Source organism: Klebsiella terrigena, assembly GCF_012029655.1.
Lineage (GTDB): Bacteria > Pseudomonadota > Gammaproteobacteria > Enterobacterales > Enterobacteriaceae > Klebsiella > Klebsiella terrigena.
Genome location: NZ_CP050508.1, coordinates 1,970,181 through 1,985,672, shown reverse-complemented (window position 1 = coordinate 1,985,672; position 15,492 = coordinate 1,970,181). Strand labels below are relative to the sequence as shown.

Sequence of the window (15,492 nt, the reverse complement as noted above, 5' to 3'; positions counted from 1 at the left end):
AATATCTCCTGTGAATTGATATTGCCGCCAAGGCCGATCACGAAGCGTTTGCTACGACTGCAGTTAAATATGTAGAGCAGGCGGGATTGCCTCACCGGAGGAAAAACCTAAGGTAACGAGGCTGAACGTCATGATGCTCATCCCATAAATACGCTCAGCTCTATCTACATCAACAGTGAAACTAACGGTATGCTGCGGGTTTGATGCCATCAGTATTGGGTTGACTTATTCCCAGATTCTCATTCGCATAGCGATCAGGGTTTTCGACAACCTCAGCGACAAACCGAGCAATACTTGCACGCGATGTCTCTGTGCCCTTGTAAACTTCTCCCTTTTTCGTCAACTCAAATTCCTCAGTCGGTTTGTCCGTCAGCCAAACCGGCCGCAATACGGTATAGGTCAGTGATGATTGCTCGACCACCTCTGCCGTTTTCAGACCAGAAGGGCGATAATGGCCGACAATGCTCTTGTCCCAGGAATTGAAAGGTTCAGGTAATTCATCATAAATACCTCCCGCGCTGATGGCGATAATGCGCTTGGTACCCAGGTCCTTCATCACACTAACAATATTGGCTGTTTTGAGATCGAGATCAGGACCACCCAAGGTGCTGATAACAATATCCTGTTCGCTGATAGCATTCCTGAGATCCGCCATATTTGTGGCATCCCCCTCAACAATATTTACACGATCATTTTTGCGGTCATTCACTCGAGCCGCACGGCGCAAAAAAAGTGTCAACCGCACATCGCTCTGCTCCAATAAGAGCGGAATAATTGCCTTAGCGGTGTGCCCATTGGCACCGATTAAAATCACATTCTTCATCTTGGAACTGGCTCTATTTAGATTCATTAAGTTACTTACGGTGATGATTGTCAGCCCCATGAAAAATGACCACTCCGGTTGCTAAAAAAAGCATAAGTAACGGTATATTTTTCTCATGGTTCCTTGGCTAACATCACATTGGCTCGGCTCAGAATGCCCTCATACATATTCAAAATAATCATCAACCCAGGCTCCGTTACGAGCTCATAGCCTACTCAGGCTGCCTCCCTCTTGATGCTTGTGAACGCGCAGTCAGGAAGGTCAAGACGGCCGCCAGCACAAGCACAGCGGCACTCGCTACGAAAGTACTTTGATAACCCTGGGCATCAAACAACAACCCGCCAACAGTCGAGCCCAATGCAATTGACAACTGGACAACTGCGACCATAAGCCCACCGCCGGTTTCTGCATTCTTTGGCATTGTTTGGGCAACCCAGCTCCACCACCCCACTGGCGCCGCAGTTGCCACTAACCCCCACAGGCCCAGCAGTATCGCCACAGGAACAACACTTTCCCCAAATGAGATTAATGCAAAAGCAATCGCCGCCATCAAAAACGGAATGACAATCAACGGTCCGTATAGGCCACGTTTGAGAAAAGTGCCAATGATGGTGGTTCCGATGAAACCTGCAATACCAATCACGAGCAGGATTAACGACAGCATTGAAACATTTACGTGCGTTACCGTTTCAAGGAACGGCCGAAGGTAAGTGAACAGTGCAAATTGCCCCATGAAAAAGGCGCCGCAGCCAGCCATACCCAAAAGGACAGTTCGACTCCTGAACAACCTAAAGACATTGCCGGAGCCAGATGTTTGTGCTTCTGGCTTCATGGAAGGTAAAGCTACCCATTGCCAAACAAGCGCGATTATTGCCACGGGCACCAAACCGAAAAAGGCGCCACGCCAGCCGATGACTGACCCCAGGTAGCTACCCAGCGGGGCAGCTACCACAGTCGCCAGTGCATTACCACCGTTAAAAATGGCCAGAGCACGCGGCACCTGACGTGTGGGAACCAATCGAAGGGCCATAGCGGCTGACATGGACCAAAATCCTCCAATAACCACTCCGATAAGCGCGCGACCTGCCATGTAGGTCGGATAATTCGGCGCCATTGCCACGACAGCACCGGATATAGCCATCAATACAGTCAGTATCAGCAATAACTTTTTGCGATCCATGCTTCCTACAACCGAGGTAATTGACAAGCTGGTCAGAACTGCAAATGCACCGGAAATAGCGATGCCCTGCCCTACCTTTCCTTCTGTCACCAGGAGGTCTGAAGCTATGGGAGTCAGCAAACTCACCGGCATGAACTCAGAAGCCACCAGTGCAAAGACACACATGGTCATTGCAAAAACACCACTCCAATAAGCTGGTTGATTTTCTGTTTCATTACGGCCATGTTTTTTGGCGCCAGAAGCGTCCGACGTATGCGAAGTCATGAAATCTTTTTGTGTCCTGTTAAATAATGAAAAATCTACCTGATGGTATTGCGCCTTAATGACCCGAAGGTATTTGCCCAACAGTCATCGTCGATAACCTGGAACCGAATTACCTCACCAATTCATGAATTCGGGTTCCATACCGGTTAGCATTGCCGAAGCCCCATAACTATTCTTATTCATGCCCAATGAATGTCGCGGTGGGTTGTGGCCGAATAATGTCAGATTGCGAGCTGCTAATTAAGTTATATTGGACAGTGAAATATACAGACGAATCATTCCATCTAGGGGAAATGTTTTACGCCCAAAAAAAACACCATGATAAAATACCGATAATCACGTAAAAGTAATAAAGAAGTGATTACTGCTAATCCTCAAACTTTTCGATACGCACGCTAAACTTCCCATTTATTGCAGCCAATTGCTGAAGGCCCGAGACAAAATGCCCCAAAGGTATTAAGTCGTTTGAGTGGCGATATCCCCTGTAATATACAACCAGATTTCCCCATGGCGCGTACAGTGCGAAATCTCCAGTAGTAGGTGTCAATCCGAATGGAGCATTTTCGGTTATAATTTTTCTCGGTGGATACGCCACCTTCTCAACATTATTATAATCACTAAACATCAAGGTCAGTGGTAATAACGATGCAAGGTCGCGACTTGATGGATTGTCATAGAGATCTACAACAGCTTCGCCCCCTTTAAAGATCAGCTGGACCTTGAGCAATCCGGTTGCTTTATCCGACTTCACTGGATTTTCCTTTATTAACAAAAAATCCAGTAAATTATTCGAACTCACTGCTTTGGTCATTTCTGGCTCACCTCCCTGACTCAATAGCGGAATGGTGAGCAGAACGATTGCAGCACACATTGTTTTAAGCTGCCGATAACTACCAAACGTTGCCATAACCCCCCACAATGAGACAGGCATAACTGCTTCCGTACTCTGACATTGGAGCCACGGGATATGTCGTGTATTTAAATTCCACGTTCTGTTCGGAGTGGACAAAATACGAACAGATGTTGAGGTTAACATCGGATACCATTAGTCAGACTTAGCCCTTGCCAATCGATACCTTCAAATTAAAGTAACGGGGTGGCTGAGGGCGTTGCAAAGACTCAGTCTGTTATTCGCTCGATACGAACCTGTAACGGCCCATGATGCTGCAGGACGGTCAACCCTGTATCAACGGAACCCAACCTCATCAGATCGCCCGAATAGTTGCCGCTACCATCCTCAGCAAAGATCGCTAGATTGCCCCAAGGCGCGTAATAGGCGATATCACCTGCCTTGACAGGCAACGTAGTATCGATATTTCCCTTCGGCAGCTTACGAGGAAGATATGCAATACGTTCGATTTGTGCATAGTCGGTCAACGTCAAAGACAATGGCAACTGTGCAACAAAAGCACGGGTACTGGCGTTGTCATACAGAACAGCCGTAGCAATCTGTCCATCGACATTTAGACGAATTTTCATGGTGGACTCCAATGCAGGCTCAGCGTAGGCGGCACCAATTGCGCATGCCATCACACTTAGCAGCGAACCAGCGATTAGAGAGAGGCTATTACCTCTTAATCTGCGTAAAAAAATCGGTACTGACATATTCATAAATGTCATCATTTCGATTCAACCTTCACTCAGCCAAACAATGAATATTTGGATACTTACATATAGAAAATAGTGGTTTAGCCCCGCGAAGTGTTAATCGGTTAGCTTATTCATATGTCTAATCATCGCGCATCCCTGCGCTCATGACTAGCTAATGAGTTCTTATAATCCTTATAAGCCACACTAATTAGTAATCCATACATGAGGTTTGCATAATGCTACAAGCGACCTCAATTGCTTCTTCCGCACCAGCATATATTTAGGCGATAGCTTCTACAAAGACATAACCCACAGCTGTGGCATACGTGTTCATCAGTTTCCAAAGTGGGTACCACCTGGCTACAGCTCTATCGAACTCAACGACGGCGAACTGCTATACGTCTACTGCGTGCCAAGACACACACGCGGATCAACGAAGATTCCCTAGTGCCGTTTTCCACACAGGGCTGGTCAGCGAAGACTTCCGTATCCGAGTGATGCGCTTGGATCCCAGGTAACGTTCCTAATAAAGTCGCATTGCCCTACACAGCACGGTGATATGAGCACCGCATCATCGAGATGGGTAGAGCATGCCTCGGTCGACTCCGTGGCACGATCGGCTCGGTGATTGAGCCACCCAGCCGATTTCCAAACGATCATCGCAAGCCGGTAAGCACGAATTTCTGTACACGGCGTCCGGTTCCGACTTCAGTGACGTACAGATTGCCTTGGCTGTCGGTGTCGATCGAGTGCATCCAGGTGAACTGACCAACCTGCCGGCCGATACGACCGAATGAGCCTAGCACCTGATGGGTCGAGCGCAGCAGGATCCAGATTCTTCCGTTCATCATGTCACCGACGTAGAGATACTTCTTGTCCGGTGAGAGAGCCACATCAGTAACGGTACCAAGTCCGCCAGTCTTCCCTTCGATCACGATATTGCGCACGAAAGTCATCGTGCCGTCCACACCCAGGTCGAACAGTTGGGCACGGTTGTTCTGTCGATCGCACACATAGATCTGTCCATCACCGGTCGGCACAGCGCAGTGGATGATCGTGCCGAACTCACGCGATTCAGGATCGGGGCCGCTGCCCGCTGTAGCCTGACTCTGATCGAAGTTGCCCTGACGCGTCTGGGATGTAGGCGTAGCGCCGTAGGCTCCCCAGATACCGAAAGCTTTTCCGCTGGACTCATCAAATCCGAGGAAGCGACGGTTGATGTAGCCATCGGCAACAATCACCCTACTGCCGATGTGACTCACATCGGATGGATTGCCAAGGTGCTCGTCATCGGCGTTTCCACCAGTCTGCTCCCTACGCCCGATCTGCCGAATAAACTTGCCATCGCGCGTGTAGTTTACCACCACATGGTCGCCACGGCCGATGCCGGCGAACCAGAGAGTTCCATCGCTGTCGACGGAGATACCGTGGAGACTGATAGGCCACTGGTTGACGCCGTCGATGGTCGGCGCGGACTCAGGGTTACCGAATCCGCCTAGAAACCTTCCGTCCGAACTAAAATGCACTACCGGCGGAGCCGCACGGCAACAAAGCGCGATGGAAGGAGATTGGGCGAGACCGTTATCGGTTTGGGTGAGCGAGTCGGGTCTGTGCACCAGCCAGACGCTGTCATCACTGTCGACCGCCACGCCACTGACCTCTCCCCATAGCATAGTCTCCGGCATCTGCGGCCACGCAGCATCAACGGCAAAGCGCGGAATCTTAGTCCCGGCCGGGGCAACGATGTTCTCCTGAACCGCGACAAGTACCGGGGCCCTTTGCGCAGTAGGCTGCGCAGAAGATGGCATGGCTAGAAGCAAATGAAAGACAGAACCAATAATGATGGTGAGATTTCGCATTAAATATTCCTAGATATTCATCGTAAACGCGAATGCCAGAATCGCTCCGACAAAACGTTTCTTGAGATCTGCGGACTTCCAGCAGCCCCACTAGTGATACATCGGTACTTGGGCAACCAGTCCTACAGACGTGAGTATTTCTCACCGTGGTGACGCTGGGAGTTATAGCAGAGCAGATACTTCTAGAGTCAGCATTGCCCCACAGCACTGTTTCCGGTTTCTAAAATGATAAAAAGGGTTCATGAGCCGCTGTCACCGTCCAGAAATTATGCTCAACTTTCCCTTTGGCACGTGCAGTTGTATTATTGGGTACCACCCTTTTTCACAGGAAGGATTATTAGAATACTATTCATGATATTACTTTAAACTTTTCAGCATAACGGGTGAATCATCTGAATTAACCTGCTGCCGCTGCTACTTCATAGATGATAATGAGAAGTATCTTAAGGATTATTTATAAATCTCTGCAACACCATACATACGATTTTTACCCCCAGCAGAAATAATACGAAAACTTGAAGCACCAACGTTATCCGCTTTAGTATTCAGTTGCTGAGTGACATCACTAAGATTACTTGCCCCCGTAATTGATACAAACCCAAGCTTTTCCTTATCACTGCAAACCGATGTTTCTTGAGCAGCGAATGACGACTGAGCGAATGCTACTAATAAAAAAGTTAAAATAATTTTTTTTGACATGATCTAGTCCTTACAGATGAATTATATTTTTAAGCGAACAACTAAAAAGAGAGTGTTAATGCAAAGATATATTAACACAGTTATTGCCTATTGATTATCCCACCTCATTTAAAATAATAATGAAGAAATCTCATCAATGCGCAGGAATGCGGTTCTGAGGCAATATATGAAGGCGCACTGACAATCCAACAAATAAACTTTACCTATCCTGACACTGAATACTTTTTAAAAATAAAAAAACGTTGTTAATTGATCATTACCCAAAGCCCTGCCATTCAGAAAAAATTCCGGCATGATAAATACTTCCCAAAACGGAGGTTGTACAGATGAAAAGCCACAATTCACCGAAATACAGATTGATTTTGAAGGGTAATACAGCAGCTTTTTACATTGAATTGGTAGTGCTGAGTATGGCATTACAACTTATAGTCCGCCATTTTCACCTTTTAGCTCGGAGGGCTACATTGCTGCAATCAGAAAGGCCACGCCTTAGCATGGCCCTTCTTGACGACTTGAGAGTATGAAAATTATTTCAAATTGGCTTGGAAGAAGCTTGTCAATTTGGAGAACGGAATGAGATCCGTCCGGTCATACAAATCCACATGACCAGCTCCTTTTACAACATAGAGCTCCTTGGGTTCACCTGCTAGCTTGTAGGCTTCCTCACTGAACTCCTTCGAGTGCGCCTGGTCACCCGTGATGAACAGCATCGGGCGTGGCGAGATCGTTTCGATATCATTGAACGGATAGAAGTTCATAAACTTCACGTTGCTGGTCAGCGTCGGATGCGTTGTCAACTGAGGTGAAGAGCCCTCAGGCGTAAACTCACCACGCGGTGTGCGGTAGAAATCGTAGAATTCTTTCTCGATAGGGTGAGAATTTTCATCGATTTTATGCACAGTACCGCTGGTATATTCAGTTTTTCCGCCAGTGAACTCAACATAGCGCTGTTGCGCAGCCTGGGCGATAATTTGCTTACGCTGTTCCAGCGTCAGTGAATGGTTCAGTGCATTACGATTGGCAGCCCCCATATCGTACATGCTGACCGTGGCGATGGCCTTCATACGCGGGTCGATCTTGGCCGCGCTGATCACGAAGCTGCCGCTGCCGCAGATGCCAAGTACGCCGATACGCTCACGGTCCACGAAAGACTGAGTGCCCAGGTAGTCTACCGCAGCGCTGAAGGCTTCGGCATAAATGTCTGGCGCTACGGCGTTACGTGGTTGCCCTTCACTTTCTCCCCAGAATGACTGGTCGATTGCCAGTGTCACAAACCCTTGCTCGGCCAGTTTCTGAGCATACAGATTGGAGCTCTGCTCCTTCACCGCCCCCATCGGATGACCAACAATGATCGCCGGGTTTTTGGCGTTTCTGTTCATGTTCTTGGGGATGAACAGGTTGCCGACGATTTTCATTTTATACTGATTGTTGAAAGAGACCTTTTCTGTGGTCACCTTATCACTCTTGTAAAAATTATCTGCGCCTTTTGACATATCTGCGCCTGTTGCAGTGAATGTAGTAATTATCAGCCCTAATAGCATGGTTGATATCCTCATGTTGTTACCCTCATTAAGAGATAAGTATTAGCGAAGAACACCCCCCCCCCGATTAATAGGATTAGGATGCAGAGATTGTGTGATTAAATTAAAGATTGTCAGCGTCCCTGAAGAAACTTCAGGAAAAAAATGACAACTCTGATGTAATACTTTGGTAATTAGTCTACATGTATGGGATATGCTTACAAGCTAATGAATACTTAATATGGTTATAAGCACTACTTATCAATCTTAACGGGGTGGCGCTTGATGAAACGTAACGGGATAGGGTATCCTTTGAGCTAATGGATACTTAAAGTAGTTATAAGTATTACTTATCAATCATAACCGAGTGGGGCTTGATGAAACGTAACTTTAATGATCTGTTCTCATTTATTACGGTTGCGCGAGAAGGGAGTTTCACGCGTGCGGCCGCTAGGCTAGGTGTGACACAGCCAGCACTGAGTCAGGTAATTACCGGTCTGGAAAATCGCATGAGAATCCGGTTACTGACACGTACTACACGTAGCGTTTCACTGACTAGTGCAGGAGAGCGCTTGCTACTTACAATTGGCACACGTTTCGATGAAATTGAAACAGAATTAGATATGGTGACGGAGCTCCGGGATAAACCCGCAGGTACAGTACGTATAACCTGTGGACCAAGTGTGCTACATATGACTCTCTTACCGAAATTGGCACCAATATTAAGAGAATACCCGGATATCAAACTAGAATTTGATGCTAATCATGGTTTTCGAAATATTGTTGCCGACAGGTATGATGCAGGAGTACGGTTGGGTGACACGATAGATAAAGATATGATTGCCATCCCTATTGGACCACCGTTAAGAATGGCAGCAGTTGCCTCGCCGGAATATTTCTCCGCCAATCCTAAACCTCTGTCGCCTAAAGATTTAGTTCATCATAACTGTATTAATATGCGAATGACTAGCTCAGGTGGAATATATGTGTGGGAGTTTGATAATAAAAAAGGGCCGGTAAACGTTCGGGTTGAAGGGCAACTGACATTTAATACTTCGGCTCATATGATTGATGCTGCACTTGCCGGGTTGGGGATTGCTTTTCTCCCTGAGGAAGAGTTTGGATCCAACATTTCAGAGGGGAAACTTATTCGCGTACTTGATGAATGGTGTATACCTTTCCCAGGGTATTACCTCTATTACCCAAGTAGAAAACAACCATCGCCGGCCTTTTCATTAGTTGTAGATGCCTTAAGAAGAAAGGCTTGATATTTCCTCTAAAAACCCCACAATCGTGTAAATTTTATCATCTTATAGATATCAAACAATGGGATTTAAAATAAAAATGAAAACAATCGTGAGCCATTTAGATTGCTATTAGTTAAAGAAAATATTTGGCGTGTAGTTAAGTAAAAATGACTCTTAGCGATATATAATCAAAAAGAGTCAAAAAAACCTTAGCACTCTAAGCTGACTTCTTATGTTATAGCACCAAAGAACAAATAAATGTATTAATCCATCGTATTAATAACAAAAACCCCCTGTCCACCATTTTCGATTTATTCGATTTTTATTTATAGTAGCGAAGTGCTTCGAGTAGCAATTTAAATGGTTTTGAAAGTTGCCGTCTGTCAGGATAATATAGATAGTAACCTTCCCACTTCGGACACCAGTCCTCCAACACACTGACGAGTTCTCCACTGGAAATATAATCTTCAGCAATATCATGCGGAACATGGGCTAACCCATATCCTTCGAGTGAAGCATTGAGTATCTGATATATTCTGCTGAAAATTAACTGCCCATTAACCTTAACATTCAAACTTTTTCCATCTTTCTCAAATTCCCATGCATAAATGTTCCCATATGTAGGAAATCGCAGATTTATGCAATTGTGTTTCATCAGATCACTGGGATGATGGGGTACCATACGACCTTTAAAATAGTCTGGCGAACCAACAACAGCGAACCGTACGTTAGGACCAATGCGAACTGATACCATACCATTTGAGACCTGCTCACCAAAACGGACGCCCGCGTCATACCGGCCAGATACGATATCCGTCAGTGCATATTCATCAATTAATTCCAACTGGATTTTTGGATAATCTTTTAGCATTTGGCGAACCTTTGGCCAAATCACTGTTTTAATAGCATAATCAGTAGTAGAAATACGAATTGTACCCGATGGTTCATCGCTCGAATCTTTCAGCGACTGTAGTTTGTCCTGAATACCATCAATATAGGGACCTAATTCGTTGAGCAGCTTATCTCCGACTTCCGTAAGCGAAACACTACGCGTAGTTCGCACTAGCAATTTTATGCCTAGGCGGCCTTCCAGAGTACGAATACAATGACTGAGCGCAGATTGCGAGACACCGAGCTGAGCCGCCGCTTTAGTGAAGTTTTTTTCACGCGCAACAACAACAAACACTGCAAGATCATTAAGATTTTCGCGGGCCAATAAGACTAACTCCTGTCTTGGAAACACTATTTATCGGAAATGCATACGAATCCGATACAGCAATTGGTTATCATTTTTGTGTCATGATAAGTCACAATGTCCCAGTTGACTTTGTCTTAAATGGAATAGAAGTTATAATGTAGGCTTATTAATTACCTATGCATTTTATGGAAACGAACGATTAAATTGGAAAATCCGCATCTTGAACAACTCTTGCTGAAGCCTGAAACGTAACCAGAAGGTTGGGTTGCAACAGGCTTCTTGCCCCCGTATCTCCTTGAAGATTAGATAGAGCTTCTCTGTTGTGGTGAGAAAAACCAACCGGATGGCCCGGTTCTTTTTTCCACGATAGACGAACCTGCTGATAACCCCGTTGAAGACCAACAACAACTTTTTGATAATCCTCCGCCCTGACCCATCCCATATCTCCCGGCACAATCAGCCAACCAGACCAGTGCATTGTAGCCCGGACGCCAGTAGCGATTGTCTCACCACTTCCACAACTGGCTATTTGAGTGATGTTCACTTCGAATTTTTCGGCCAATCGGTAAACAGATTGAGCTTCTGGACGGCAGACGACCATTACAGGCAGGTTTGTACTCAGGGCGTTATTTAGCGTTAACTGCAGAAGGGGTACTCTTTGTCCGTGTATATCAGGATAGCAGGCGAGCAATTTATCTCCCTTTCCTCCGCTTTGTCGGTAACGTCTGCCTTCCCCCGCAGCAAGAATAAGAATACCGTAAGACATAATGAGCTATTGTTTCCTTCAGAAAAAAGAGGCCCTTCTAACTCTGAACGGGCCTCTTATGGGATTTACTCTTTATCGCATTTGCAAAATGATGACATCACTGCTCGCTGGATCGGTTCGCGGGCGCATATCACTGACCTCTTTTGCCGTTACTGGATCGCCATTATTTCCCCAAGAACCGCGAATAAAGGTCAAAACATCCGCAAGTTCTTTATCAGAAAGCTGTTTGCGGAAGGATGGCATGCGATATGCGTCAGGAACACTATCCTCCACTACACGACCTGAACCGTTAAGCGTCACATTAATCGCCGATGCAGGATCCACCATCATCGATGTTGCTCCAGCTAGCGGAGGGATCCACGGTGCTTTACCACGACCATTATCACCGTGACAACTTGCGCAACGCGTCATATAGGTCTGTGCCCCAGGAATATTCCGCCGTGATCCGATTGAAAGAACTTCTTCCGGCGTATCCTGATAGCTCCATGCTACCTCCTGATTATTACTACCAGGGGGCAATGATTTAAGATAATGCGCAATCGCTCGCAGATCTCCATTGTTTATAAACTGCGTGGAGTTATTAAAAGCCTCAGTCATAGAGCCAAAGACTACTGAATGTTTGTTTCTGCCCGTTTTCAGGAAGGTTACAATATCTTCTTCGCTCCAGCGTGCAAGCCCTGTGTTAGCATCCCCACGCAGGCTAGGTGCATACCAGCCATCCAGGAGAGCGCCAGCTAGGAAATGTGGGCTGTCAGCATCAAGTCCCTTCTCATTAAACGCCAATCCGCGCGGCGTGTGACAGCTTCCGCAGTGCCCCGGACCTTCAACGAGATAAGCACCTCGATTCCACAGTGCATCTTTACTACTTTTTTGTTGCAAGTCTCGAGAAGGCACAAAAACACTATTCCAAAACGCTAGCGGCCAGCGCATATTCAACGGCCATGGAATTTCACTCGCCGTGTTCTCCTGCTTCACTGGCCGGACACCATGCATAAACCAGGCGTATAGTGCAGTAATATCCTCATCGCTCAGTTTGACATACGAGGGATAAGGCATGGCCGGATACATGCGATGGCCATCTCTGGCAACACCATGCCGCACTGCTCGGTCAAAATCCGCCAATGAATAGTCACCAATCCCAGTTGCGCGATCAGGCGTAATATTGGTGGTATAAATAACCCCAACCGGCGTGGCCATTTTCAGACCACCTGCGAAAGGGGCACTTTTAGGTGTGCTGTGGCAGGCTACACAGTCACTCACCCTGGCCGCATACTCCCCCTGCCGGATAAGTTCAGTCGATGGTTCGGACACATCGTGCTGACCATCAAAAGGTGACGAGGGTGTCCGCATAACAAACAACGTCGTACCTATGCAGGCCAGTAGCAGTACGACAAGAACGATCCCCATCCTTTTCTTCGTCATAGTTTTCCCCGAGATTAGAATCCACTGGTTATGAAAAAGTGTATCGCGATAGCGGCATACTGCGGATACGTTGTCCGGTCAGCTTGGATACCGCATTGGCGACAGCAGGAGGAATTGCTGGCAGCGGCGGTTCACCAATACCTCCCATCTTTTCACCACTTTCAATAATTCGGACATGAACCCTCGCCATACGCGTCAGCGTAAGGATGGGATACATATCGTAATTACGAGCCATCGGCTGACCGTGTTCGAATACACTTTCTTCAAGCAGTACTTGAGAGAGTCCGAGGGCTACAGCACCATTGACCTGAGATTCGATAATCGCCGGATTAACAATGCTACCGGGATCTATGGCCTCCCAGATGTCATGCACTTTCACCAGACCATTCTCAATCGAGACTTCAGCGATCGCTGCGGCTTCCGTTCCAAAAGCTGTGGCCATCGCCACACCACGGGCGCGAACGCTACCATCCTCTGCTGTAAAGGGGCCGGCTTTCCAGCCTCCAGACAGATCAACGACCGCTTGTAAAAGTCGGGTTAATCTCGCATTGCCCTGAAGCAAACGCATACGCAATTCTAATGGGTCTTTCCCACCCTTATCGGCAATTTCATCAAGGAAAGACTCATAAAGAAAGTCATTCATTGAGTTGCCCACTGAACGCCAATAACCAAGCATCACTGGACCTTTTTTGTAAATCTGAGCGATACGAGTATTTGGAATGGCATAAACTTTACCGGTTAGCCCCTCAAGCGCCGTATCGTCGATTTTTTCTCCACGCTTGCCTGCAATGCCTTCCGTTGGACCTTCACAAATACTGATCGCTTCAATGGCTAGTGGATAACCTTCAGCATCCAGTCCTGCTCGAAAACGCACCGCTGCCATTGGTCGACGCGTATCACGTAGAAACTCTTCTTCCCTACTCCAGATAACCTTGACTGGGCGACCTGTAGCTTTCGCGAGCAGGATCGCTTGTGGATAGACCATCGCAGTGTCATAAACGAAATGACGACCAAAAAAACCGCCAAGCAGCGGGGAGTGAATTATGATTTTACTCGGTTCGAGTCCAGTTCTTGTGGCTGCATCCGCCTGGAACATTTCCGGTGCCTGGTTGGGCAACCACAACTCGAGTGTGCCGTCAGCATTAAAACGCGCGATTGCTGAAGGGGGTTCCAACTGCGCATGATTCAGATATTGGCTATGATAGGTCGCACCAAGTGTGCTGGCAGCCTCTAGCAATGCTTTTGTGGTATCACCCTTTGCTTCCGCCGTTTCCCCCGGCCCCTGAGTGGCGGCCAGTTCAGCGGCAAAGGCTTCGGAAGAAAAGTCTGCTGGCATATAACGCATGTTTTCATCCGGACCAGGCTCACGCCACTCGACCTGTAGCGCCTCCGCTGCACGTTTCGCCGTCCACCAGCGCTCTGCCACTACCGCTACCGCCCCAGGTAGACGGTGTACAGAATGGACACCTTTCATCTCTTTGACACGATCTTCGTTATAAATATCACCAGGGGTCAGCCCTATGCGCGGCGCATGCTGAACAGCAGCTTGTAACATGCCATCAACACGGCAATCAATGGAATAGATTACCTGGCCGGTCGATTTTCCATGCATATCCAGACGAGGAATAGACTTACCGATCCATCGGAACTGGGTAGGATCCTTCAAAGGTACACTTTCAGGATCGGGTACCGGCAAATCCATCGCCAGTGGGGCTAGCTGACCGTAGGTCAATTCACGGGAGCTCGGAGGATGTATCACACGTCCTGGCTCTGTAATGAGAGCAGACATATCTACATTCAGAGCTCTGGCCGCCGTCTGAAGCAACATCTGTCGTGCAAGCGCCCCAAGGCGACGCATCGTGGTATAGCTCAGTCGAACCGACATGCTTCCACCCGTAATACGGGCGCCGATATCAAGTACTTTATAATCTGTCCCAGCTGGGGCATTTTCGACAATAAACGTCGATGGATCGGCATCTAGTTCTTCGCCAACGATTTGCGCCATCGCAGTAAAGATCCCCTGTCCCCCCTCAATAAATGGGCATTGGAAACGGATCGTATTATCAGAGCGAATTTCAAGAAATGCAGGGACCCGTGTGCCTGGTTTTAACTCCACTTGCGCAGCTCGGGCTTTGCCCAGAGGCAACCCACAACCCAGAACAAATGCACCAGTTGCAGTACCAACTGATGCTAGTAAAAATTTGCGACGGGAAAGGTTTACGGGCGTAAGCATTGGAAAAGGCAGTTCGCTTTCCTGATCACCATTCATCTTTATTTTCATCCTTTTATCCCTTCATCAGCCAGATCGTGAATCGCTGCACTAATGGCGTTATAGGTACCGCAGCGACAAAGGTTCACCATTGCATCCGCAATATCTTTATCTGTAGGATTTGGGACTTGTTTTAACAACGAAGTTGCCGCCATAACCTGACCAGACTGGCAGTAACCGCATTGTGGCACCTGATGTTTCACCCAACTAGCAACAACCCGTTTTCCGACATCATCTGCCTCAATTGCTTCAATCGTAGTGATTTTCTTGCCATCCAGTGTATCGATCGGAGTGACACAGGAACGCACAACTCTCCCGTCAATCATTACCGAACAGGCGCCACATTGCGACAAACCGCAACCGTACTTGGTACCTGTCATCGCCAGTTCATCCCGAAGCACCCAAAGTAAAGGGGTGTCGCCCTCAGCATCAACCTTAAAGATCTGGTTATTGATTTGCAGTTCCATAATCCTCCAGTACGTTCTTAGAACGTTTATATTTTTCAGGCGAATATTGTGATGTGCACCGTCTGAGAGCAGCAGTAACCTTGGCCCGCCGGTGGCTTGCTTATTGCCGCAGAAAAACAATTTTCTGTTTGTACAGCAATAGATAAAGCAGCTTAAAATAGTCTTGGGTTAACAATTTTAACTCAGTT

The 15,492-nt window shown here is 47.2% G+C and carries 13 protein-coding genes; 1 reads left to right on the top strand and 12 read right to left on the bottom strand.

The features are described 5' to 3' along the window. Positions 1 to 181: 181 nt before the first annotated feature. The 7 genes from HCK03_RS09280 to HCK03_RS09250 form a co-directional block, all read right to left on the bottom strand. Positions 182 to 883: an SDR family oxidoreductase gene (locus tag HCK03_RS09280; protein ID WP_206110940.1), complete on the bottom strand. Its 702-nt coding sequence runs from the start codon at positions 881 to 883 to the stop codon at positions 182 to 184. A gap of 151 nt (positions 884 to 1,034) precedes the next feature. Further along, positions 1,035 to 2,174 carry an MFS transporter gene (locus tag HCK03_RS09275; RefSeq protein WP_206110951.1) on the bottom strand — a complete coding sequence of 380 codons (1,140 nt, stop codon included), beginning with the start codon at positions 2,172 to 2,174 and terminating at the stop codon, positions 1,035 to 1,037. A gap of 460 nt (positions 2,175 to 2,634) precedes the next feature. Next, a complete protein-coding gene (locus HCK03_RS09270) occupies positions 2,635 to 3,174 on the bottom strand; it encodes a cyclophilin-like fold protein (RefSeq protein WP_206110939.1) in 540 nt (179 codons plus the stop codon). A 212-nt stretch (positions 3,175 to 3,386) separates the two neighbouring features. Further along, a complete protein-coding gene (locus HCK03_RS09265; protein WP_228283769.1) occupies positions 3,387 to 3,890 on the bottom strand; it encodes a cyclophilin-like fold protein in 504 nt (167 codons plus the stop codon). 623 nt (positions 3,891 to 4,513) lie between these two features. Continuing rightward, on the bottom strand, positions 4,514 to 5,716 hold the full coding sequence (locus HCK03_RS09260; protein ID WP_206110938.1) for an NHL repeat-containing protein: 1,203 nt from the start codon (positions 5,714 to 5,716) through the stop codon (positions 4,514 to 4,516). Between the two features lie 450 nt (positions 5,717 to 6,166). After that, on the bottom strand, positions 6,167 to 6,415 hold the full coding sequence (locus tag HCK03_RS09255; protein ID WP_167691462.1) for a YdgH/BhsA/McbA-like domain containing protein: 249 nt from the start codon (positions 6,413 to 6,415) through the stop codon (positions 6,167 to 6,169). A 527-nt stretch (positions 6,416 to 6,942) separates the two neighbouring features. Next, positions 6,943 to 7,971 carry an alpha/beta hydrolase gene (locus tag HCK03_RS09250; protein WP_167691461.1) on the bottom strand — a complete coding sequence of 343 codons (1,029 nt, stop codon included), beginning with the start codon at positions 7,969 to 7,971 and terminating at the stop codon, positions 6,943 to 6,945. A 341-nt stretch (positions 7,972 to 8,312) separates the two neighbouring features. Here HCK03_RS09250 and HCK03_RS09245 point away from each other — a divergent pair, with 341 nt between their 5' ends. Further along, the gene (locus HCK03_RS09245) at positions 8,313 to 9,203 is read left to right on the top strand and encodes a LysR family transcriptional regulator (protein WP_167691460.1); all 891 of its coding nucleotides are present in this window, start codon (positions 8,313 to 8,315) and stop codon (positions 9,201 to 9,203) included. A 301-nt stretch (positions 9,204 to 9,504) separates the two neighbouring features. Here HCK03_RS09245 and HCK03_RS09240 read toward each other — a convergent pair whose 3' ends face one another. The 5 genes from HCK03_RS09240 to HCK03_RS09220 form a co-directional block, all read right to left on the bottom strand. Continuing rightward, a complete protein-coding gene (locus tag HCK03_RS09240) occupies positions 9,505 to 10,398 on the bottom strand; it encodes a LysR family transcriptional regulator (protein WP_167691459.1) in 894 nt (297 codons plus the stop codon). A gap of 181 nt (positions 10,399 to 10,579) precedes the next feature. Continuing rightward, positions 10,580 to 11,146, bottom strand: a complete 567-nt coding sequence (locus HCK03_RS09235; protein ID WP_167691458.1) for an NTP transferase domain-containing protein — start codon at positions 11,144 to 11,146, stop codon at positions 10,580 to 10,582. Between the two features lie 72 nt (positions 11,147 to 11,218). Then, entirely contained in the window at positions 11,219 to 12,343 is a 1,125-nt protein-coding gene (locus HCK03_RS09230) for a c-type cytochrome (protein WP_228283768.1), read from the bottom strand. 253 nt (positions 12,344 to 12,596) lie between these two features. Then, entirely contained in the window at positions 12,597 to 14,849 is a 2,253-nt protein-coding gene (locus tag HCK03_RS09225) for a xanthine dehydrogenase family protein molybdopterin-binding subunit (RefSeq protein WP_167691456.1), read from the bottom strand. Next, complete coding sequence (locus tag HCK03_RS09220; protein ID WP_206110949.1) at positions 14,846 to 15,307, bottom strand: (2Fe-2S)-binding protein; 462 nt, start codon at positions 15,305 to 15,307, stop codon at positions 14,846 to 14,848. The genes HCK03_RS09225 and HCK03_RS09220 overlap by 4 nt, the downstream gene beginning before the upstream one ends. Positions 15,308 to 15,492 lie beyond the last annotated feature (185 nt).

What these genes read in the sequence shown, in the direction of transcription:
- HCK03_RS09225 (WP_167691456.1), bottom strand. Translation starts at nt 14,849, where the DNA reads ATGAAAATAAAGATGAATGGTGATCAGGAAAGCGAACTGCCTTTTCCA.
- HCK03_RS09230 (WP_228283768.1), bottom strand. Translation starts at nt 12,343, where the DNA reads ATGGCCACGCCGGTTGGGGTTATTTATACCACCAATATTACGCCTGAT.
- HCK03_RS09265 (WP_228283769.1), bottom strand. Translation starts at nt 3,890, where the DNA reads ATGATGACATTTATGAATATGTCAGTACCGATTTTTTTACGCAGATTA.
- HCK03_RS09245 (WP_167691460.1), top strand. Translation starts at nt 8,313, where the DNA reads ATGAAACGTAACTTTAATGATCTGTTCTCATTTATTACGGTTGCGCGA.
- HCK03_RS09235 (WP_167691458.1), bottom strand. Translation starts at nt 11,146, where the DNA reads ATGTCTTACGGTATTCTTATTCTTGCTGCGGGGGAAGGCAGACGTTAC.
- HCK03_RS09275 (WP_206110951.1), bottom strand. Translation starts at nt 2,174, where the DNA reads ATGACCATGTGTGTCTTTGCACTGGTGGCTTCTGAGTTCATGCCGGTG.
- HCK03_RS09250 (WP_167691461.1), bottom strand. Translation starts at nt 7,971, where the DNA reads ATGAGGATATCAACCATGCTATTAGGGCTGATAATTACTACATTCACT.
- HCK03_RS09260 (WP_206110938.1), bottom strand. Translation starts at nt 5,716, where the DNA reads ATGCGAAATCTCACCATCATTATTGGTTCTGTCTTTCATTTGCTTCTA.
- HCK03_RS09280 (WP_206110940.1), bottom strand. Translation starts at nt 883, where the DNA reads ATGGGGCTGACAATCATCACCGTAAGTAACTTAATGAATCTAAATAGA.
- HCK03_RS09255 (WP_167691462.1), bottom strand. Translation starts at nt 6,415, where the DNA reads ATGTCAAAAAAAATTATTTTAACTTTTTTATTAGTAGCATTCGCTCAG.
- HCK03_RS09270 (WP_206110939.1), bottom strand. Translation starts at nt 3,174, where the DNA reads ATGGCAACGTTTGGTAGTTATCGGCAGCTTAAAACAATGTGTGCTGCA.